Source organism: Sporosarcina luteola (assembly GCF_023715585.1).
Classification (GTDB): Bacteria; Bacillota; Bacilli; order Bacillales_A; family Planococcaceae; genus Sporosarcina; species Sporosarcina luteola_D.
Genome location: NZ_JAMBOK010000001.1, coordinates 600821 through 622101 on the forward strand (window position 1 = coordinate 600821; position 21281 = coordinate 622101).

Sequence of the window (21281 nt, forward strand, 5' to 3'; positions counted from 1 at the left end):
CCATCATTCAAGTTCCAAATCAAGAAAGGCTGCAAGCTCCTCTTTATTCTTTTCAACATCGAGCTCAATAACCGACCCAGCATGTGAATAATAGTTGAAACGATAGGTGCCTTCAACGGGAATAGTCATCGTTTCCAAATCGGCTTTGCCTTTTAGCAGAAGGGTGAACGCTTTTGAGATTTCGTCCTTTGTCGTTAAATCGGTCTCAATGAAACCAGATAAAGCGCCGGACAATTTCGGAACATGAAGCAGCATTCCAGGTCTCATCGCCTCATCTTTGACTGCGTTCATTACCTCTTGTTGTCTTGCCACCCTGCCGAAATCCCCTTGTGCGTCCGCGCGGAAGCGGGCATAACCAAGCAGTTCCTTGCCATTTAAGCGTTGTTCTCCGGGCATGAGCGTGACACCGATCTTCTCGGACATCTCTTTTTGGACATCAATTTTCACTCCGTCTGGAAACGCAATATTAATGATCGACTCAAAATTATCGAAGTCTACAATAGCATAATGATGAATTGGGATGCCGAACATGCCTGTAATTGTATCTTTGACGGTCTGTACCCCATTCAAGTAATAGGCTGTATTGAGTTTATAGGATCGATAACCAGGAATATCTGCATAAATATCCCGCATGAACGAAACAATGCGGATCTCCCCTTCTTGTTTATTCCAAGAAAGGACCATCATTGTGTCCGTACGAGATTTTCCGCTTCCATCATCGTCAATTCCTAATAGCAGATAATTTTCGACGGATGGGTTCTGAGGGTCGATGACATCACCATGGAAAGGGCCTGGGTCAATGGCATTCCCTTTCGCCAACGACTTCCCTTCCTTATATTGAAAATATGAATAAAGCCCTGTCACAATAATAACGATGAATAGGATCGTAAAGAACAACCTGCCGATCCGCAGCTTTCTTCTCCTTCTTCTTCTAGGAACTGGGCCTTCGTACTGGTCTTCGTTCAAGGTTGATTCCTCCAAATTGTAAAGTCACCGATAGGACGATTGTTGAATGCCAATGGTTGCGTATGTACATGGATAGTATACCATGTGAGGAGCTTAAGATATTGCTTATGAATCTGGTCATTTCCCCATGCAAGTAGTGAAGCGTAGCATAGTCTATATTGAAGGTGGTGGTATATATGGGTCGTGAATACGGGGGCGGAAGCGGTTACGGTTCTTCCTTTGCTTTGATTGTTGTGCTTTTTATCCTGTTAATCATTATTGGCGCAAGCTTTGTCTATTAATCCATAAAACAATAAGCACAACCACTCATTGGCACTTCGAGAGAAGGTTGCACTGCGGTTTTGATGGCCCGTATGCAGCCTTTCTTTCGTGTGCTACAATTTAGATTATGAATAGAAAGGAGTTGCATACAATGACAAGTAAAGGAATCGAAAAAGCGGCATTCGCCGGCGGGTGTTTTTGGTGCATGGTGAAGCCATTCAAGGAATGGGATGGCATTGTTGACGTCGTGTCGGGATATATGGGTGGGCATGTTGAAAACCCTACATATGAGGACGTGAAAAAAGGAGATTCAGGACATTTGGAAGTTGTCGAGATTACGTATGATCCTGCTATATTTACATATGAAAAACTTCTGGACTTGTATTGGCCTCAAATCGATCCGACTGACGCGGGCGGACAGTTCCATGATCGTGGACATTCGTATACGACTGCAATCTTCTATTATAACGATGAACAAAGAAAAGCTGCAGAGCGCTCAAAAGAGAAGCTTGCCAATAGCGGCAGGTTTGCAAAGCCGATTGTGACAGATATCCGGCCGGCGGAAACATTCTACCGTGCTGAAGAATATCACCAGGACTACCATGAAAAAGAGCAGCAACATTATGAAGAGGACCGCGCAAAATCAGGACGGGACGAGTTCATAAGTGAATATTGGAAATGAATGTTTCAAAAAACAGGTGAAGGATTTAATCCTTCACCTGTTCAGACTGTAGACAAAAGGGTTGGAAATCATAGATTTCAAACCCTTTTGCTTAAACATGTACTTTTTAACTGTCAGTAGACTGTAAATAACGTTGATTTCCGTTCCGGGCGGACGCTTTCCGGGGGGCTTGCCCTCAGCCTCCTCGTCGCTTCGCTCCTGCGGGGTCTTCACGCTGCGCTAATCCCCCAGGAGTCGCCGCCCTGCACTCCAATCAACTGGAAAACCTTTAAGACGGGGTATCATTTTAGCCCCCATAGCCGGCGCTCTCCACGTCCAACTGGCCAGCTTCTTAAGATTTAGGCTGTGTTAAATAATAATGTTGATATCTCTTAATAAAGAACAGGACCTATTTACGGTCCTTTTTGGTATATCATTATTAAGCTAACGCACCCGTTAGTTAAATAAGAGAGTTAAAATTATTGTGTTATCTGTTCAATTATTTCACCTTCTGAAGATAAACCTGTAATAGTAGAGCCTGTAAGGTCTTCTCCATTACTAACTAAAAACCAAAACTTCTCGGTATGGTCATATTCAATTAGTTTGGCTTTATACTTGTTTCCACCCTTAGTTTTAACGTTTACTTCTTCTATTTGAGGGTCAAGAATCTTTCCTCTGATTAAATCTGTGTAGTTCGAAAAGTGAAACTCTAAGTTTGAAAAACTCCAATCTAACTTATATCCATGAGAAAGTTCGCTTGAGCTACTACCAACAACTTTCCATCCAAGTAGGTTTTTTCTAAAAAAAACACTTCCGAAATGGAGATTTTCTTTATGACCCCATTCATAAAAAACTATTGCTTGATTTTCATCTAAAAATTCTATATGAGCAATGTTCTTCATGGGTTGGTGCAATGAGTTCATACCCTTTTCAATTTCTGGAATATCATCTCTTAATACTAAATTTGTAATATAAACTCCTAATAAAACTGCAGCTAAATATAGGACAATTTTTAATTTCTTGGACACAGAAACTATCCTCCCCTCACAAAAGTACAACACGCTCACCAATAATATTAGGTTTCATTTACCTATATTTTCTTACTAAGCTCCCAGTTAGTTGAACAACAACAGTCTTAATACTGATACGTTCTTAATGAGTGATAAGTTTCATTAATTGGTAATAAACAACTTTCTACTATCATTTTGCTTATGGAACCATTATCACTTCTGTGCTTCACAATATCGAGGAATTGAAAATAACTCAAATAATGTCGAGGTATTTTGTCGCCACGCCATTGAATCGTAGTATCCAGCTCTTTACGTAATAACCACTTTCCGGGTCTGTTGTCGACTCCTTGATCTCCTTATACTCTTCCTTTACAAACTTTTCCGGCGGGAATGGTTTCTTCCCATTCCTTTCAGTATCCGGGTTGAACTCCTCCTGAAGCCTCTTTTCATAAGCCCGCGTCTCTTTACGAACAACCTTTTTCTCAAACTTTCTCTTATTCGCATTCGCTTTCACATGAGTCGAATCAATGAAGATATGATCCGGGCTGAGAAGCCCACGGTTTTCCACCTCGTTTAGAACTTTATAGAAGATCTGCTCGAACAGATCAGTATCTACAAATCGACGGACATAGTTCTTCCCGAACGTGGAGAAGTGAGGAACCTATGTATGGAAGCCGAAGCCTAGTAACCAGCGATATGCCACGTTAGTTTCAATTTCCTTGATTGTCTGGCGCATGGATCGGATGCCGAAGGTATATTGAATGTATATCATCTAGATCAGTACCACTGGGTCTCCCAATGGTTGAATACAGATCTTCAACTAATGGATAGATGAAGGAAAAATCAAGGGCGGCATCGAGTTTGCGCACCAGATGGTCATGAGGAACCAACTGCTCTATGGTCAGCATTTCCAACTGTTCTCGTTCATTAATTTGATTCCTTGTCATCATATCCATCACCTCATTCAGTTAATAGAAAACACTGTTGATTGGAGCGGAGAGCGGCGACTCCTGCGAAAGCCGTGACGGAGAACGGCTTTTGCGACCCTAAGGGAGCAGGATGTGGAGGCTGCCTTAATTTCTGCAAAGAACGCAGAAATTAAGGCAAATCGAACCCTTCGTTGTTCGATTTGCTGAAGTCGTGCCCGCGGAAAGCGTCCGCTCGCAGCGCAAATCAACATTGTAGCTTTATCTCTATTTTAAAGGCTGTTTTCGTATAGATTGTTGCTTTCTTGACCAGACTTTTACAAGGTTGGTATAATGCGGTTAGGAGGCGGTACTTATGTGGGAGGATGTATATAAGGATTTCGGTGATTTGCCAAAATCGGAGCAAATAGCAATGTTTGAAGCGATTAAAAAGGACTTGCTACCCGACGAGCCAGATAAAATCACAAAACTACTCAAAAGCATTCGTGAAGCCCGATTCGCTTCTGGTTTGGGTTGTGTTCATTGTGGAAGCACATCGGTTAAACGGAACGGCAAATATCGTTCAAGACAACGCTACCTCTGTATTGATTGCGGGAAATCTTTCAATGATATGACCAATACGCCATTTTCAGGTTCCCGCTATCCCGCAAAATGGGTGAAGTACATTGAATTAATGGTAGAGGGATACACACTCCCAAAAATCGCTAAAAAGTTGAAGATTCATATTTCTACCGCATTCTATTGAAGACATAAAATCTTGAACGCATTAGGCAGTCTCGGATTTAACCAATTGCTTGGTATCGTTGAAAGTGACGAAACCTTTTTTCGTGAATCCATGAAAGGTAGAGAAGTATCTCATAGGAAAGCCAAAAAGCGTGGAGAGAAGGACAAGAAAAGAGGCATTTCTAACCTGAAAATTGCAGTTGTGGTTGCACAAGACCGCAACGGTAGTGTGATTGCTCGGAAAGCAGGCACTGGGCGTGTCAAAGCCGAAGAAATTGACACAGTGATAGGTGAGTATATTCACCCGTCTGCCTTGTTATGTACGGATACCGCAACGAATTATAGGAAATTCGCCAGAATAAAAGGGTTGCAACACGAAACGGTCAATGAACGACAGAAACAGCGTGTAAAGAAAGGTATCTATCACATTCAACACGTCAACAACTTCCATAATCGCTTAAAGACTTGGATGGAAAGGTTTCAAGGTGTTGCGACAAAGTATCTGGATAATTACCTCTACTGGTTCCGTTGGCTTGATAAGGGAAAAAACTTGGCATTTGAAAAACAAGTCGAGCAAATGCTTATTTCAGCGTGTCAAAAATCAAATTATAATACGGTACAAGTATTAAAAAGTGCTTAGAGTAGAAAAAAACGCCGAAATGTAGTCATTTCAGCATTTTCATTTCTGTCTTATTTAAGCCAACTTACGTCTTAGGTATGGCTTTTAACAACTTTACCTACACCAAGGGCAATTGGAAGGATTAGTAGTAGCGAAAGTGCTACAGCCCAAACACTACCCTCTCCAAACAGAGCAACTAACACAACATCAAACGATGGGACACCTGATGCACTTAGCAATGGCAATCCAACAGCAGTGGCGAGTACACCCATCACGAAAGTTAGTATCAACATTTTTTTTCTGCTCATAGATTTCACCTCCTATATAAATATATTATCACAAAAATTGTAATTGCCTAATTATATTAAAGAATATTAATTACCTTTCCATTTTGGTTGGTTGAGTATTCTTATATTTCAGTCTACACACCACTTTTTATTCCAATAACAACAATCTTTGCGAAAACAGCCATTTTAAAAGAAGAGACTGTAGGCAAACACCCAAATTCATGGTGTTTGTCTACAGTCTGAACAGGTGAAGGATTTAATCCTTCACCTGTTTTTACTCCCTATTCCACTTTCTGCTCTCGGTCGCCAATCAAAAACGTCAGGATCATCATCGTTACAAACAATCCCATGAAAATCATCAATGTATATTGATGCTCGCCCGTCCAGTCGTAGATCAATGCAATCAATAACGGCAAAAAACCTGCGATCAGATAGCCGCCCGTCTGCATCATTGCGGTCCATTCATTTGTATCCTCTGCTGTTTCGGTCGCATCCAATGGAAATAACAACGAAATGGGGAAAAGACCTGCCAGAGGAATCGCCATTAGAATGGAACTCACCCACATAAGCATGCGATCTCCGGTCCAAAACAGAATGAATGCAAGTAATCCCATCGTTAAAAATACAAACAGCCAGAATCTCCTTTTTGGGAAACGTTCATAAATGATTGGAAAGAGGAGGTTTAAAAAGATTTGCAGCGTCATCATGACACTCAACAAAGTGCTCGCTTGCACGAGTGACATTCCGGCATCTGTCGCAAGCGGAACAATCCACGTAATGATACCAAAGAAACTTGACGCTTGTAAGCCGAAGAATAGCAAGTACAGCCATGCTTTTTTCTGCCGCCATGGCGACAAGGCGCCAACTGTTCTCTTTTCACCCTTCTCATTTACCTCCCGCTGAAGACCGCTATCCCCTTTTACCGAAAGTCTCCAGAATACAATTCCCGCAACTGACAGAACAGCCCAGATGCCTAGTGCAAACGGGTATGAACCGGTGGATTCGAAAAATAGCGCAGTAAGTCCAGCTCCCAATGAAGAACCGACTCCCATACCGAATGAATAGACACCGATTACACTCGTCGCCCGTTCCGGAAAGCTTTGTTTAATCATCGCAGAGAGAAGAGGGCCCATTACGGCAATTGCAATCCCGATAATTATTGCAGATATGAGCAAAGAAGCATAAGTTGAATATAATCCCCTCATTGCTGTCATAAGGCCAATGACAAACAGCATGAGGTACATTGACCGTGTAAGCCCCAACTTGCGATTTAGAAGAGGTGCCAATGACGCAAACAGGCCCATGCAAAATACCGGCAAAGCCGTCAACAGACTCACTTTTGCATTGGTCAAGGATAGATCATCCCGAATGATGTCAAGCATCGGACCAATCGATGTTATTGCCGGCCTCATATTGACCGCCACAATAAAAATTGTAATGAGTAGTAAAATTGTGTTGTGCTTCAAAGAACGTTGTGACATTACAAAACTCCTTATAAAATGTTGATTCCGAACTTGTGTTCCTTCACTTCTTCCACTATACTAAAAAGTGAAAGGAAAGATGTACCATGAAACTTCTCCATTGGGAATACACTCGGAAGTATCAAGTAAAATGTAGATTCGCCGAGTTTCCCCACACTGTTTTTATTTTCCGCAAAGTGAAGGACTATTATTTTCTATTCTCCATGTCTGGATTGGATAAGCATGCCGTTGCAACAAAAAAGGATTATGTGCGAATGGAATATTTATTGAATAAAGAGCTAAGTCTATTGGACGCTTATCGGCAACGAAGCGTATTCAAATGCTGATCCCCTATTACGGGGATTTTTTTGTGGAAATGAATCGGAGGATGAATAGAAAAGCTTGATGCAGAAAACGTACAGTACAATCATACACGAGATGAACTGAAAAAGTGTGAAAAGCGGATCGAACCCGTACCACTCCATGAAGAATCCGTGTTATAATAGGAGCATTGTGAATTTAGGAGGATTTTTTATGATAGCAGTTAGTAATGTTAGTCTTCAATTCGGTGACCGTAAACTGTTTGAAGATGTGAATATACAGTTCAACCCTGGTCATTGTTACGGATTGATCGGTGCAAATGGAGCCGGAAAATCAACATTCCTTAAAATCTTGTCAGGCGAGCTTGAACCTCAGACAGGCAACGTAATCATGAATAAGGATGAACGCTTAGCAGTCCTTAAGCAGAACCACTTCGAATATGAAGAAAACGAAGTGCTTGATACGGTCATTAGAGGCCATGAGCGTCTTTATAATATTATGACCGAGAAAAATGCTATTTACATGAAAGAGGATTTTTCAGATGAAGATGGCATGCGCGCAGCTGAACTTGAAGGTGAATTCGCTGAATTGAATGGTTGGGAAGCTGAATCGGAAGCCGCCATCCTTCTTCAAGGTTTGGGCATTCCTGAAAGTCTTCACCATGTTAAATTGGCTGAACTGAGCGGTTCTGAAAAGGTTAAAGTACTTCTTGCACAAGCGTTATTCGGAAAACCGGATGTCTTGCTGCTGGATGAGCCGACGAACCACTTGGACTTGAAAGCCATACAATGGCTGGAAGAATTCCTGATTAACTTTGAGAACACTGTCATCGTTGTATCCCATGACCGTCATTTCCTGAATAAGGTTTGTACGCAAATCGCCGACCTTGACTTCTCAAAAATTCAACTGTACCCAGGAAACTATGATTTCTGGTACGAGTCCAGCCAATTGGCACTAAGAATGGCACAAGACCAGAACAAGAAAAAAGAAGAAAAGATCAAAGAATTACAAGCTTTCGTCGCCCGTTTCAGTGCGAACGCGTCAAAATCGAAACAAGCTACTTCCCGTAAAAAAGCACTCGAAAAAATTGAATTGGATGATATTAAACCTTCATCACGCAGATATCCATTCGTCAACTTCCAAATTGGACGTGAAATCGGTAATGATGTGCTAAGCGTTAAGGATCTATCTAAATCTCAAGACGGAAAAGTCATGCTGAAAGATGTAACTTTCACAATGAATAAAGAGGATAAGATCATCCTATTAGGCAATCCACTAGCTAAAACGGCCTTGTTGGAAATCCTAGCTGAAGAAGCTCAACCGGACTCCGGAACATTCAAATGGGGCGTAACGACTTCCCGTTCCTACTTCCCTCTTGATAATAACAAGTACTTCGAGGGATCTGAAACGTCATTGGTTGAATGGCTGCGCCAATACTCACCTGAAGATCAGACAGAAACGTTTCTGCGCGGCTTCCTTGGCCGGATGCTCTTCTCCGGTGAAGAGGTTAAAAAGAAACCATCTGTTTTATCGGGTGGAGAGAAAGTCCGTTGCATGCTTTCCAAAATGATGTTGAATAATGCAAACGTCCTTCTCCTTGATGAGCCGATGAACCACTTGGATTTGGAATCGATTCAAGCATTGAATAATGGCTTGATTGCTTTCAAAGGTGCGATGATCTTCACATCCCATGACCAGCAGTTCATTCAGACGGTAGCGAATCGGATCATTGAAATCCGTGAAGACGGAACAATCTTTGATAAAATGATGCAGTATGATGAATATTTGGAGTGGAAAGACCAACAATCGGTATCCAACTAATACGAAACCGTTTTCCTTTTATGGAAAACGGTTTTTTCGTTTTGAAAGTCTGGCATCGGTAATGTATATAATAAGGATATTCATCATCTTATCGGCAATACTACTGGAAAGGAGTGTACAGCAGATGAAAATAAAAACCATTTTATTGCAAATTTCACTTATTGCATTGATCGCTTCCGGTTGTACGAACAAAACCACTAGCATGAACAATTCAGGAAATAGTGGAGAGACAACAAATCCAACTGAACAAAAAGGGAATGCCAACGATTCGAACACAAAGCCAAATCAAAACGACCAGACATTACTTGACTACTTCCTTCCTGCGGGATCAACTGCGCGGTATAAAGGGGAAGGAAACGAATTTGCTAAGTTGGATATTGATTTTGCGCATCCGTATGAGGACTATGTAATTCTTCATGAAAATAATGGCGGTACAGTAATCAGGCGCATTTACAAAATCGAGAAGGAACAGATCCTGAAGATGGAAGAAAAACCAGTAGATTTGCATGAAGACTTCCCTTCTCAGCAAGAGATTGATGCAATGGAGCCTATCGGCATTTATTTAAAAAAGCCTTTGAAAGTCGGTACAACATTTGACGGTTGGGAAATCGTCGAAACCGACGTTGCGGTGGATACGCCGTATGAAAAATTCACGCATGCTTTTGTCATTGAAGAAAAGGGCGAGGATTTTGTCAACCGCAAATACTTTGTAGAAGGATTCGGAGAAGTGAAGCGCGAATCAATTATGAAATCGGTTGGTGAAGAGTATATTGTCACGTCAACTTTGGAATCTGTTACAAAACCTGAATAAACATAAAAAAGAGGCACCTCGAGAGGCGCCTCTTTTGTCTGACGAATTATAGTTTAACTACGTTAGCAGCTTGAAGACCACGATTGCCTTCTACAACTTCGAACTCGACTTGTTGTCCTTCGTCCAAAGATTTAAATCCGTCTCCCTGAATTGCAGAGAAGTGTACGAATACATCGTCTTCCCCTTCAACTTCGATAAATCCGAAGCCTTTTTCAGCGTTGAACCATTTTACAGTACCTTGTTTCATTTGTGACTACCTCCAAATAATTGTTCTTGCTAATACATGAAAAAAATTCACATATTACAAAAAGCACCGACAACGCCGATCACCTTTTGTAATACGTGAATACGTCTGCTTCGGTAAATCGTTTTATCTTACTGCTACTATACCATACCCAAATTAATTGTCAATATAACATTATCAAATATTCGAATTATTCATCATCATAAGCGAAGCCGGCTTGCCGTCCATCAAAGAAACGACCCCGTGGAATATTTGCAGATCTTCATCGCAGCCTTCACAAAAGATGCGTTCATTATCCGTCCAGTATGCGAAAAAACAATCTTTCCGCTCTTCCCTGTATTTGTACTTTGAACCAAATTCATTGTTCAACTCTCGTAAGTATTCCAGAGCCTCTTGAGCGGTTTCAAATGCCTTCCTTGACTGGATTTTCTGTTCCCAGTCTTCAAACATCCACCACGGTTCGTAATCCGCTTTTATATAGACGACTTCATATTTCATTTAAGTTCCCCCTCTAAAAGCCGTGAGTGGATTCATTTTAACAAATCCCGATTAACTATCCAAGTAAATGAATTCATATAACCCATTACAATGTAATTCTGTAAGGAATCAGGTATAATCGGACTAAGGGAATGAAACTTTTGATCGTTTCAAACGTAATAAAGGATAGAGATTATAAGGAGGCCTGTAGACGATGCAAGAAGTTAAGCAGTTTTTTCAACGGCACTTAATAGCGGCGCCAATAAGCTTCGGCTCTTGGTTGACGATGATCCTTGCTGCAGGCATGAATCCAGTCGCCGCAACCGGTCTGATGATTGCAATTTACTTAGGTGGTAATTTTACGATCAAACAAATACAGCTATCGTCAAATGTAAAAGAGCTTGGCATGTCAAGATCGGAATACAAGCATATTAAAACCCAAATCTCCGAAGCGAAATCAAAAATAAATAAATTGAATGGGTTATATGGCCAGGTCCGCTCAGTGCAAGCATTTAAACAAGTATACGAGATGAATAACTTGGCAAAGAGGATTCTTACCATAGTACGCAAAAACCCTAAGAAATTCTATCATGTCGAGAGATTTTTCTATTCACATCTCGATTCAGCTGTCGAGTTGACGTCCAAATATGCAATGCTGGTCAATCAACCATTGAATGATCAGGAAATTAGGGTTGCCCTCCAACATACTAGGGAAACACTTACAGAAGTGAATAAACAATTGGAGCAGGATCTTCGAGGCGCCCTGGCAACAGATATTGAACAATTGCAGCTTGAACTGGACTACTTGGATGTGACGATGAAAAAGAACAAACCGTTGCTTGAGATGAAAGGAGAAATGCGTAATGACAGAAAATAACACGACGAATTCCGATGTGAAATCGATGGATGACCTTTTGGACAATCCATTTACTATGAATGAACCGCTTCTGCCGAAAGAAATGCAGACGGAGCAAACGAAAGGCCAGGTGGCTGTTAAGCTGATGGATCGCCTGACACCTGAAGAGCAGGAAAAAGCGAGACAACTAGCCGAACAAATTCCAGTTGGAAATTATGAAGCGATTATCACATATGGCGCAAATGCACAGAATGAATTATCCCGCTTCTCCCATAAAATGCTCGACCACGTGCAAAGCAAAGATATTGGTCCTGTTGGAGATGTTTTAAGTGATTTAATGGGCAAGCTGTCGGAAATTGATCCCGAGGACCTGTCCGCAAAGAAAAAAACCGGGCTGAGCCGCCTGTTCAGCAAAGCTACTCGATCAATCCAGGAAATGATGACGAAGTATCAGAAACTGAGTACACAAATCGATCGCATCGGTGTCCAATTGGAGCATTCCAAGCGCGGCTTGCTTGAAGATGTACAAATGCTTGACAACCTTTACGAACAGAACAAGACATACTTTCAAGCATTGAATGTCTATATTGCTGCGGCAGAACTGAAAAGGGATGAAATCGCAAATGTCATTATTCCTGAAATGCAAAGGAAAGCGGAACTTTCGAATGACCAAATGGCATTCCAAGAAGTGAACGACATGGGACAATTCCTAGATCGATTGGAAAAACGATTGTACGATCTCCAGCTTTCCAGACAGATTACAATTCAAAGCGCTCCGCAAATTAGGATGATTCAACAGACGAATCAGACGCTTGCTGAGAAGATCCAATCTTCCATCATGACCTCCATCCCGTTATGGAAGAACCAGATCGCTATCGCGCTGACATTGAATAGACAGCGGAAGGCCGTAGAATCCCAACGTCTAGTGACAAAAACAACGAACGACCTTCTCTTGAAGAACTCTGAAATGTTGAAAGTGAACTCAATAGAAACTGCGAAGGAAAACGAACGCGGCATCATTGAAATCGACACATTGAAGAAAACGCAGGAAAACCTGATTCAGACAATCGAAGAAACGCTTGTTATCCAAGCGGATGGTCGTGCGAAGCGTAAACAGGCAGAAGTGGAAATTGCCCGGATGGAAGAAGAATTAAAACAACGCCTTCTTGCCGTACACGAAAAAACACAATCTCCAAATCGACCACTATAACATTAAAAAAACCGCCCTTTTGGCGGTTTTTTTCTTCTCTCAACCCACAACAATCGCTAACAATTTCCTTAAAATCCTCAAAGTCTGATCAGCAAACTGTTCAACAGATTTTGATGCTGCCGATTTATTTCCAAACATCATTGAAAACAGTGCACGCTGATCATCTGTCGGTTCCTCAGATGATAAGAACAAGTGGATGACAGAGACACCTTTCTTCTCCGCCTCCAATACCGATTCCCTCGTATCCAAAATGCCGTTTCGGTCATAACCAAATGCAGACGGCTCTCCATCCGAAAATACGAGTAAAAATTTGTGTTTCTCCGGTCTGCCTAACAACCTGCGCGTCATCCATCTAATCGCAAAACCATCTCGATTATCTTCATTCGTTTCAAAAGAAAGAATCGTCAACCCATCATCTTTCCGCTGATCATCAAATGTATGCATCAACCCAAAAACGTTCGGCTGCATATCCTTGGATGCATAATTGGCATCTTCGTAATAAGAGGATATTTCATGTTGGACGGACAGCTCCCGTAAAACATCATGGAATAGTAAAACAGCTTTCTTCGTCTCGTCGAGTTTATCCATCATTGATGCGGAACCATCTACAAGTAAACCGAACACCGCGTCCAACTTTTCCGAAGGAACGTTTTTCCGATAAAAAGGACGTGGACTTTCATCCACTAGTAACGTCGTCAACTTCGACGACAACCTGCCCTTCATTAATCGATTCCTTTTAGCATCGGCTTTCAATTCAATCCGCTTTCTCATTTCCTCTGTAAATGAACGGACATGCGGTTTTTGTTCTTCGCGACATGTTAGTAGCTTTGTCAGATTCACATCATCGCGGTCTGCTTGAACTGCCTGCTCTTCATATACGACATTGACATGCTCTTTGCCAAAATCATGACCTGCAGTTTTTCGCTTTGACTTCTTTCCTGAATGGCTACGTTCGACATCGGACCACTTGCTGCTTACATTTCCCTCTGATTGTCCAATCCCTGTTTCTTGAATTTCGGCATTTTCATTGCCTTCAGTCGAATTGTCGCCGTCTCCCCTGCCAGCCCGGCCATGCTCCAGCTCGTATTCAAGGTGCACACCCGATTCACTTTCACTTTCACGGTGCCACGTACGGAAGATTTCCTCAATCGTTTCCTTTGGAATGTCTTCACCTTGTTCTGCATCAATCATTCCTTCGTGATAATGAAATGCGGCTATTTCTTCCGGGAGGGCATCTCCAACAGCATAATATTGATGAATAAGGTCATTTTCAATGATTTCTTCAACCATGAAAAGAATACGCTCTGCCAATTCGGCTACATCTTCAGTTGATTTCGCATCCGTCGCATATGCAGCAATCATCATAATTTGGCTGATCGGCAAGTTCCAATCCACTTGCGTTTCAGTCACAAAACCTTCATGCAATGTAATATACAGCTGATTCAGCAAAGCATCTGCCCAGAACGACTTATTCGTATTGGATAAGAGCCGATCCTGATGGAATTTCAGCATTAGCTGCCGTCGGATGAAAAATGCTTTTGCCGTTCCAGGCCTCTCCTTTTCAACCACATCGATCAATCTGAATTCCTCAAACATCAGCAGCAACTCTTCAGCAAACTTTTGTAAAGGGTGGTTGTTGTACGTATTCCTGAAACGGATCCACACTGGAACGGAAAAATGCTTCCAAAAACCCGCAGTCAATAAATACACGTCCGATAACCGGCCGGCATGTGTTACTTCTTCGGATCGATGCCTCCAAAACACACTAATTGAAATGGTGCCTTCCTTCGGCTGGAATTCGAATAGTTTACGCTCAGTCAATTCCAGGAATTCCGCTTCCGCTAGCGCCCTGCCCAAACGTTCGTATAACAGCAGCATGTTTACATCGATCGTTTCATCATTAAACTGTATAAACCGATTTAATTTAACCATGGTTTACGCCTCACTTCACCCATGTTTCCACTAATTCCATGAGGAGATCCCTGTCCATCCTGTCTTCAAGTTTTTCCGCAATTGCATAGCGGACGGCGCGTATTACCGGCATATGCTCCGCTAACGCTAATGCGTCCAACAAACTTCTGACAGAAGCGGCTTCCTCAGACAATAAACCGTTCAACACTTGTTTTCTAATATCTTCATGGATCTTCAGCATCGTATTTACTAAGTTTTCATCGCCGAGAGGAAAAAGGTTTTGAATGATCTCCCGTAGTTGCTCCCCGGATAAATAAGGGATTGAATACGAAATGAATCGGTTTTTCAACGCCTCATTCATCGGGGAGGTTCCGACATATCCTTCGTTAATAGCCGCAATTACCGTAAAATCAGGATGTGCATGAATTACTTCACTTGTAAAAGGATTTGTAAGCATCCGCCTATGATCAAGGACGCTATGTAAAATGGGGAGAGTCTCCGGTTTCGCCATATTGATTTCATCTATATAGAGGATATGGCCTTCTTTCATTGCCTGAACAACAGGTCCTTCGACAAACTCTATGATGGATTGTCCACTGCTTGCATTGATTGTCTTGAAACCCAGAAGAGATTCCGCGTCCAAATCGACCGAGCAGTTTACACTATGCATCGGTTGGTTGAAGAAATGGGAGATGCTCTGTGCAAGTTTCGTTTTTCCAGAACCGGAAGGCCCTTTCAATAGAACAGGCTTTTTCAATACGACACCGACCAGAATATCCTCCCATAAATCAGGAATTGGGGAAACATAGCCGCCCTCCTGTAGTAAAGCGGTAAATTGCTTTCCGTATTCTCTGGCTTGCCGATTTGCTCTTTCATTGGCGATAAAAGAATCCATGAATTGCTCATCCTCCTAAAAAATGCCCGTTGCCTAACAATCGGCACGGGCAATGATTCATTCAAAATATGTTTTATAAAAGCCGCCGACTTTGCCGGTATTGTCCACGATGAAAATGAATTCGTCTGTTTCGTTTTTTACATCATATTCTTTACCGGGTGTTAAACAATCGTTCACGACATACTTTGCCGCATCCGCATGCTTACAGATGACTTTACGCAGTGTCGGGGCAGTCGTCCACTCTTTGAAAGACATTTCGTTCACCATCCACTTTCAGTAATTTGAAAAAGCCCGAGAGACTCGGGCTTTTTAATTAGGTAGAAAATCAAGATCCAAGAAGCAGATCCTCTGGGTTCTCAATCAATTCTTTGACCATCTTAAGGAATCCGACTGAGTCTTTTCCATCGATGACACGGTGATCATAAGACAATGCAATATACATCATTGGACGGATTTCCACTTTATCGCCTACAGCAACAGGACGTTTTTGAATCGTATGCATTCCTAGGATACCCACTTGAGTACCGTTTAAAATAGGAGTCGAGAATAAAGATCCGAATACGCCGCCATTTGTAATTGTGAAAGAGCCGCCTGACATATCTGCAATCGTCAATTTATTGTCTCTCGCTTTTCCAGCAAGCTCTCCGATTGTCGATTCGATTTCAGCGAAATTCTTACGATCTGCATCGCGGACGATCGGTACAACCAATCCGCCTTCAGTTGAGACTGCAATTCCTACATCGTAATAGTGTTTTAAAATGATTTCGTCGCCATCGATTTCTGAATTGACGTAAGGGTATTTTTTAAGTGCAGCAACAACAGCTTTTGTAAAGAAGGACATGAAACCAAGACGCACATCATTTTTGTCATAGAACTCATCTTTTTTACGTGAACGGAGTTCCATAACTGCAGTCATGTCGATTTCATTGAACGTAGTCAGCATTGCAGTTGACTGTCTGACTTCCAATAGACGTTTCGCGATCGTTTGGCGGCGACGCGTCATTTTTTCACGTGTTTCACGGCCATCTTGTGCAGGTGCGGCAGCTGCTTTAGCTGGAGCTGCAGGTGCAGCAGGAGCTTTTGGAGCTGTACCATGTGCTGAGACGTCTTGCGCACGTACGCGACCCATCGGATCTACTGGTGATACTTCTGCAAGATTAATGCCCTTTTCCCGTGCAAGCTTACGAGCTGCCGGGCTTGCGATCGTCCGGTCGGAAGAAGACTGTTCAGTTGTTTGAACTGCTGCCGCCTCCTGTGGTGCCGGTGCTGCTGCAGGAGCCTCTTCTGCTTTAGGAGCAGGTGCAGATGGTTGTGCCGCTGGCGCTCCGGAGCCTTCGCCTACGACTGCAATGACTTGACCTACTTCAACTGTGTCACCTTCAGCAGCAAGAAGTTCTTGGATGACTCCGGCTTCTTCTGAGATGACTTCAACGTTTACTTTATCCGTTTCCAGTTCTACGATGAACTCGCCTTTGCCAACACTTTCACCGGGTTGTTTCAACCACTTTGCAATCGTTCCTTCAGTTATCGATTCTGCAAGCTCAGGTACTTTGATTTCAGCCACAATAAATTCCTCCTCTGTTCTACCGTTTCAACGGTGGCAACAAATATCTTTAAGTAAAGTGAAATTATTTTTTCAAAGCTTCTTCGATGATGCGTTGCTGCTCTGCTTTGTGCGCTTCCCCATTACCTTCTGAAGGGCTCGCACGGTGAATACGGCCTACGTAGGAAACTGATTTCTTATCTCCTGCGATTTCCAGCATGTATTCCAATGCAAATGACCAAGACCCCATGTTTTTAGGCTCTTCTTGAACCCAGACAAGCTCCTTCGCTTTTGGATAGCGCGCTGCGATTTCCGCAATTTTATCTGATGGGAACGGATAAAGCTGTTCGACACGTACGATATGCAAGTGGTCGAAGCCTTCTCCATCCTTAACTTTTTCTGCCAGATCAATTGCCATTTTACCGCTTGCGAACAGGATCTTTTTCACTTTGTCAGGATTTTGACCGGTTCCAGGCTGTTCAAGAACAGTTTGGAAGTGGCCTTCTGCTAGATCACTCACCTCAGCGCCGACAAGCGGGTGACGAAGAAGTGATTTCGGCGATACGATGACAAGAGGACGCTCCACTTCAGTACCAAGCATCATTGCCTGTCTGCGCAAGACGTGGAAGTAGTTCGCTGCGCTTGAAATATTCGCAACCGTCCAGTTATTTTCCGCACTTAGCTGCAAGTATCTTTCGAGACGTGCGCTTGAGTGTTCCGGTCCCTGACCTTCGTATGCATGAGGCAGAAGAATGACCATGCCCGATTGCTGTCCCCATTTTGAATGGCTGGACGAAATGAATTGGTCGAACATTACTTGTGCCATATTTGCAAAGTCCCCGTATTGGGCTTCCCAAATTGACAACGCTTGGTCTTTCTCCAAGTTATAACCGAATTCATAACCGACGACGGCAAACTCAGTCAGCGGGCTATTGTAAGCGACAAATGAAGCTTTGGAGTCACTGATATGATGAAGCGGAACAAATTCTTCTCCTGTCTTTTCGTCGTGAAGCACAAGATGACGGTGTGCAAAAGTACCCCGTTGGACGTCTTGGCCCGTTATGCGGATCGGCTTGCCATCTTGGAGGATGGAACCGAATGCCAATTGTTCGGCGTGTGCCCAATCGACTTTCCCTTTGCCTTTGAACGGCTCTTCACGACGCTTCAAAATCCGATCCAGCTTGCTGAACACTGTGAAGTCTTCCGGATAAGATAGAAGCTCTTCGTTCATCCGCTGCAATCTGTCATGGTCTACACCAGTTTCAAGATCCCGAGGGTACCCCGCCATGACAGCTTCAGGTGTCGCATTGGATTTTTCTTTGGCTTTAGAGGAATCCTCTTTCACCTTGTCGTATGCGGCTTGCATCATCGCAAAAATGTCAGCATCCAGCTTATCAACATCCTCGTCTCTCAAGATGTTTGCCTCTACTAGTTGTGAACCGTATAGTTGGCGTGCAGTCGGGTGCTTATGAATTGAATGGTACATCATCGGGTTCGTCACTAACGGTTCATCCATTTCGTTATGACCGTAACGGCGGTATCCGATCAAGTCTATTAAAATATCCTTGCCGAACTTTTGACGATATTCGAAGGCAAACGCTGCAACAGCCAAAACATCTTCCGGACTGTCTGCATTTACATGCAGGACTGGAACTTCAAAACCTTTTGCCGGATCTGATGAATAATGTGTAGATCTTGAATCGTAATATTCAGTTGTAAATCCGATTGTATTATTGGCGATGATATGGATTGAACCGCCAGTCTTATAACCGCGGACGCGGCTATAGTTGAACGTTTCAGGCACAATGCCTTGACCTGGGAATGCGGCATCTCCATGGATCATGATCGCATAAGCTGCCTTCATATCCTGCTCAGGCAGACCTTCATGAGCTGTCGACTCCTGTGCGGCGCGTGTCTGGCCTGCAACTATCGGATTGACGACTTCCAAGTGGGAAGGATTGTAAGCCAAGAAACGTTCGGTTCCTGATGGAGCTTTATAAAGGGCTCCCATATGGTATTTAACATCACCGAACCAGCCATGGGTCGTCTCAAGCGATCCATCTTGAGGTAGGAATGGATCTGAAGGGACGCCGGCAAATTCAGCGAACATCATTTCATAAGGTTTATTCAAAATATGGGTCAATACATTCAAACGTCCACGGTGTGCCATGCCAATCAATATCTTCTTCACTCTGTCAGCCTCTGAACGGCGAACCAATTCATCAATGAGGATGACTAGCGAGTCAAGTCCTTCAATGGAAAATCGCTTAGCCCCGACAAATGTGCGGTGAATGAATTTCTCAAAGCCTTCGACCTTCGTAAGACGCTCTAGTAATGCTTTCTTTTCATCCTCGGAAAGTTCTACGGATAGTTCTCCGTTTTCAATTTTCGATTGGATCCAAGTCCGCTCTTCTTCATCAATCACATGGGCGAATTCATAAGCAATCTTGCCCGTGTATAAGGATTTCAGATAGTTTACCGCGTCCAGTCCGCTTTCTACATGGGCGGGCGGATTTTTAACAAATAAGGAGGCTGGCATTGACTGTAAATCACTCTCGGACAAACCGTAATACGAAAGTTCCAGTCGAGTTGCATCTTTGGGTCTATCGTTCAGCGGATAGATATCCGAGGCAAGATGCCCGTATGTGCGGATAGCGTCGATTAGCGTGTAGGCGGCCAGAACTTTTCCGAAATTACCTTCTGGCACAGCTGACATTGCTGTATTTTGATCTGCACCCTCTATAGAAGGCGCACCGTAGCTTCTGAACATTTCAGCAAGTTCGGGATCCACCGATTCGGGTGACACTTTAAACTGATCATACATTTCCATTACATACCCAAGGTTCGGACCAGCGAATACCGAATAAGGGGAACGTTGGGTACCAACATTGTTCGACATGTAAAATGACCTCCACATTTTGCCTATTGGCATGTTGTGTTTCTATTTTTTATCCGTATCCATATTACCACGCAAATAATAGAACGGGAAGGGATTAGTTCTATTTTATTGACATATTGGCATTCTACAAAAATAGATTCCTTTTTATTTATTTGCAACTCTCTTTTTCAACTTACACTTTACAAAATCCTGTTCCAGCTAATTTTTGTGTGAAAGGATTAACTCCACCATCGTTTCAGGGGATTTCGTGTGTGAGACTTTTCTCATATTCGATACAAGATAATCCCGATTGTCCCTTAATGATGTGAATAGTTCAGCGATGGAGTTTTCACCCAGCTCTTCTTCTTGGATCACCTTTGCTATGCCTAGTGATTCGAAAAGGGAAGCATTTAATAACTGATCCCCCCTGCTTTGTGAAGCGGATAAGGGAATTAGCAGCATCGGTTTTAAGACGGACAGCAATTCAAATATTGCATTTGATCCCGCACGTGATACTGCATAATCGGATGCCGCCAATAAATGCGGCAGCCCTTGAGTGACGTATTCAAACTGTGTGTAGCCTTTCATCGGCTCCAGAGACTCTTCAATATTCCCTTTGCCGCAAAGATGGATGACTTCAAAATGTTCAAGTACAGCATCCAATTCACTTCGCACGGCGTTATTGAGCAATGCTGATCCTTGGCTGCCCCCCATGACGATAACTACCGGTTTTTCTCCTGTCAATCCCGCGATCCGCAACCCTTCGTTCCTGTCTCCTTGGAATATTTCAGGTCTGATGATAGCACCTGCGCAAGTTGCTTTTCCAGCAGGTACATAATCAAGCGTCTGCTCGAAGACAGTATAAATATGTTTGGAAAACGGAAGAGCCAGTTTGTTTGCAAGTCCTGGAGTAACGTCCGATTCATGAACGACGACTGGAATCTTTGCTAGCTTTGCTGCTAAAACGACAGGCACGGAAACAAATCCGCCCTTTGAGAAAATAATTTCCGGCTGTACCTTGCGCAATATCGAATAAGCCTGGAGAACCCCAGCTCCTACACGGAATGGATCAGAAAAATTCTTCATGGAAAAATAACGTCTTAACTTACCGCTTTGGATTGCATGATAGGTCACTTCGCGGTGACCGTCTTTTATCAATTCTTTTTCGATGCCATTATGGGAACCGATATAATGGATTTCATATCCTTTTTCAATAAATACGGGTATTAGTGCTTCATTTACCGACACATGACCTGCAGTGCCGCCCCCGGTTAGTAATACGACAGGCCGTTTCATGGCCATTCACCTCATCTATTCTCAAATATAAGAATTCACCTTTATGAACTCCATAGTCATTATAGCAAACGAACCATGGTACAATGGGGGTAATTTTGGATTAAA

18 protein-coding genes and 3 pseudogenes are annotated in these 21281 nt (G+C 42.9%); 7 read left to right on the top strand and 14 right to left on the bottom strand.

Annotation, left to right across the window (positions count from 1 at the left end):
* Nucleotides 1-3: 3 nt before the first annotated feature.
* Complete coding sequence (locus M3193_RS03120; protein ID WP_251624320.1) at nt 4-966, bottom strand: LCP family protein; 963 nt, start codon at nt 964-966, stop codon at nt 4-6.
* A gap of 176 nt (nt 967-1142) precedes the next feature.
* Here M3193_RS03120 and M3193_RS03125 point away from each other — a divergent pair, with 176 nt between their 5' ends.
* Both M3193_RS03125 and msrA read left to right on the top strand, forming a co-directional pair.
* Complete coding sequence (locus tag M3193_RS03125; protein WP_251624321.1) at nt 1143-1247, top strand: YjcZ family sporulation protein; 105 nt, start codon at nt 1143-1145, stop codon at nt 1245-1247.
* Between the two features lie 131 nt (nt 1248-1378).
* Complete coding sequence (gene msrA, locus M3193_RS03130; RefSeq protein WP_251624322.1) at nt 1379-1909, top strand: peptide-methionine (S)-S-oxide reductase MsrA; 531 nt, start codon at nt 1379-1381, stop codon at nt 1907-1909.
* 458 nt (nt 1910-2367) lie between these two features.
* On the opposite strand, the gene M3193_RS03135 is transcribed toward msrA, so the two are convergent.
* The 3 genes and pseudogenes from M3193_RS03135 to M3193_RS03145 all read right to left on the bottom strand — a co-directional run.
* Nucleotides 2368-2916 (bottom strand): hypothetical protein, encoded by a 549-nt coding sequence (locus M3193_RS03135; protein WP_251624323.1) that lies wholly within the window; start codon nt 2914-2916, stop codon nt 2368-2370.
* A 107-nt stretch (nt 2917-3023) separates the two neighbouring features.
* Nucleotides 3024-3202 (bottom strand): annotated as a pseudogene (locus M3193_RS03140) (IS1595 family transposase); the annotation flags it as partial.
* Nucleotides 3203-3848: pseudogene (locus M3193_RS03145) on the bottom strand (transposase); the annotation flags it as partial.
* A 331-nt stretch (nt 3849-4179) separates the two neighbouring features.
* Between M3193_RS03145 and M3193_RS03150 the strand changes: the two are divergent.
* A pseudogene (locus tag M3193_RS03150) lies at nt 4180-5187 on the top strand (IS1595 family transposase).
* A 71-nt stretch (nt 5188-5258) separates the two neighbouring features.
* On the opposite strand, the gene M3193_RS03155 reads toward M3193_RS03150, so the two are convergent.
* Together M3193_RS03155 and M3193_RS03160 are read right to left on the bottom strand one after the other, a co-directional pair.
* Entirely contained in the window at nt 5259-5474 is a 216-nt protein-coding gene (locus M3193_RS03155) for a hypothetical protein (protein ID WP_251624324.1), read from the bottom strand.
* Nucleotides 5475-5734: 260 nt separating this feature from the next.
* Complete coding sequence (locus M3193_RS03160; RefSeq protein WP_251624325.1) at nt 5735-6934, bottom strand: MFS transporter; 1200 nt, start codon at nt 6932-6934, stop codon at nt 5735-5737.
* Between the two features lie 513 nt (nt 6935-7447).
* Between M3193_RS03160 and M3193_RS03165 the strand changes: the two genes are divergently transcribed.
* Together M3193_RS03165 and M3193_RS03170 are read left to right on the top strand one after the other, a co-directional pair.
* A complete protein-coding gene (locus M3193_RS03165; protein ID WP_251624326.1) occupies nt 7448-9055 on the top strand; it encodes an ABC-F family ATP-binding cassette domain-containing protein in 1608 nt (535 codons plus the stop codon).
* 124 nt (nt 9056-9179) lie between these two features.
* Nucleotides 9180-9866, top strand: coding sequence for a hypothetical protein (locus tag M3193_RS03170; RefSeq protein ID WP_251624327.1), 687 nt, complete (start codon nt 9180-9182; stop codon nt 9864-9866).
* A 46-nt stretch (nt 9867-9912) separates the two neighbouring features.
* On the opposite strand, the gene M3193_RS03175 is transcribed toward M3193_RS03170, so the two are convergent.
* Both M3193_RS03175 and M3193_RS03180 read right to left on the bottom strand, forming a co-directional pair.
* Nucleotides 9913-10113, bottom strand: coding sequence for a cold-shock protein (locus M3193_RS03175; protein WP_147055882.1), 201 nt, complete (start codon nt 10111-10113; stop codon nt 9913-9915).
* A 174-nt stretch (nt 10114-10287) separates the two neighbouring features.
* Nucleotides 10288-10608, bottom strand: coding sequence for a DUF1033 family protein (locus M3193_RS03180; protein WP_251624328.1), 321 nt, complete (start codon nt 10606-10608; stop codon nt 10288-10290).
* Nucleotides 10609-10801: 193 nt separating this feature from the next.
* On the opposite strand from M3193_RS03180, the gene M3193_RS03185 reads away from it, so the two are divergent.
* A complete protein-coding gene (locus M3193_RS03185) occupies nt 10802-11464 on the top strand; it encodes a 5-bromo-4-chloroindolyl phosphate hydrolysis family protein (RefSeq protein WP_251624329.1) in 663 nt (220 codons plus the stop codon).
* A complete protein-coding gene (locus M3193_RS03190; RefSeq protein ID WP_251624330.1) occupies nt 11451-12653 on the top strand; it encodes a toxic anion resistance protein in 1203 nt (400 codons plus the stop codon). Before M3193_RS03185 ends, M3193_RS03190 begins: the two co-directional genes overlap by 14 nt.
* A 39-nt stretch (nt 12654-12692) precedes the next feature.
* On the opposite strand, the gene M3193_RS03195 is transcribed toward M3193_RS03190, so the two are convergent.
* From M3193_RS03195 to M3193_RS03220, 6 genes are all read right to left on the bottom strand, one after another.
* Nucleotides 12693-14585: a vWA domain-containing protein gene (locus tag M3193_RS03195; protein ID WP_251624331.1), complete on the bottom strand. Its 1893-nt coding sequence runs from the start codon at nt 14583-14585 to the stop codon at nt 12693-12695.
* 10 nt (nt 14586-14595) lie between these two features.
* Nucleotides 14596-15459: an AAA family ATPase gene (locus M3193_RS03200; protein WP_251624332.1), complete on the bottom strand. Its 864-nt coding sequence runs from the start codon at nt 15457-15459 to the stop codon at nt 14596-14598.
* A 57-nt stretch (nt 15460-15516) separates the two neighbouring features.
* A complete protein-coding gene (locus M3193_RS03205; RefSeq protein WP_251624333.1) occupies nt 15517-15714 on the bottom strand; it encodes a DUF6501 family protein in 198 nt (65 codons plus the stop codon).
* Between the two features lie 70 nt (nt 15715-15784).
* Nucleotides 15785-17023 carry a 2-oxoglutarate dehydrogenase complex dihydrolipoyllysine-residue succinyltransferase gene (gene odhB, locus M3193_RS03210; RefSeq protein WP_251624334.1) on the bottom strand — a complete coding sequence of 413 codons (1239 nt, stop codon included), beginning with the start codon at nt 17021-17023 and terminating at the stop codon, nt 15785-15787.
* A 64-nt stretch (nt 17024-17087) separates the two neighbouring features.
* Nucleotides 17088-19901, bottom strand: coding sequence for a 2-oxoglutarate dehydrogenase E1 component (locus M3193_RS03215; protein WP_251624335.1), 2814 nt, complete (start codon nt 19899-19901; stop codon nt 17088-17090).
* 198 nt (nt 19902-20099) lie between these two features.
* Nucleotides 20100-21176, bottom strand: a complete 1077-nt coding sequence (locus M3193_RS03220; RefSeq protein WP_251624336.1) for an undecaprenyldiphospho-muramoylpentapeptide beta-N-acetylglucosaminyltransferase — start codon at nt 21174-21176, stop codon at nt 20100-20102.
* Nucleotides 21177-21281: the final 105 nt, after the last annotated feature.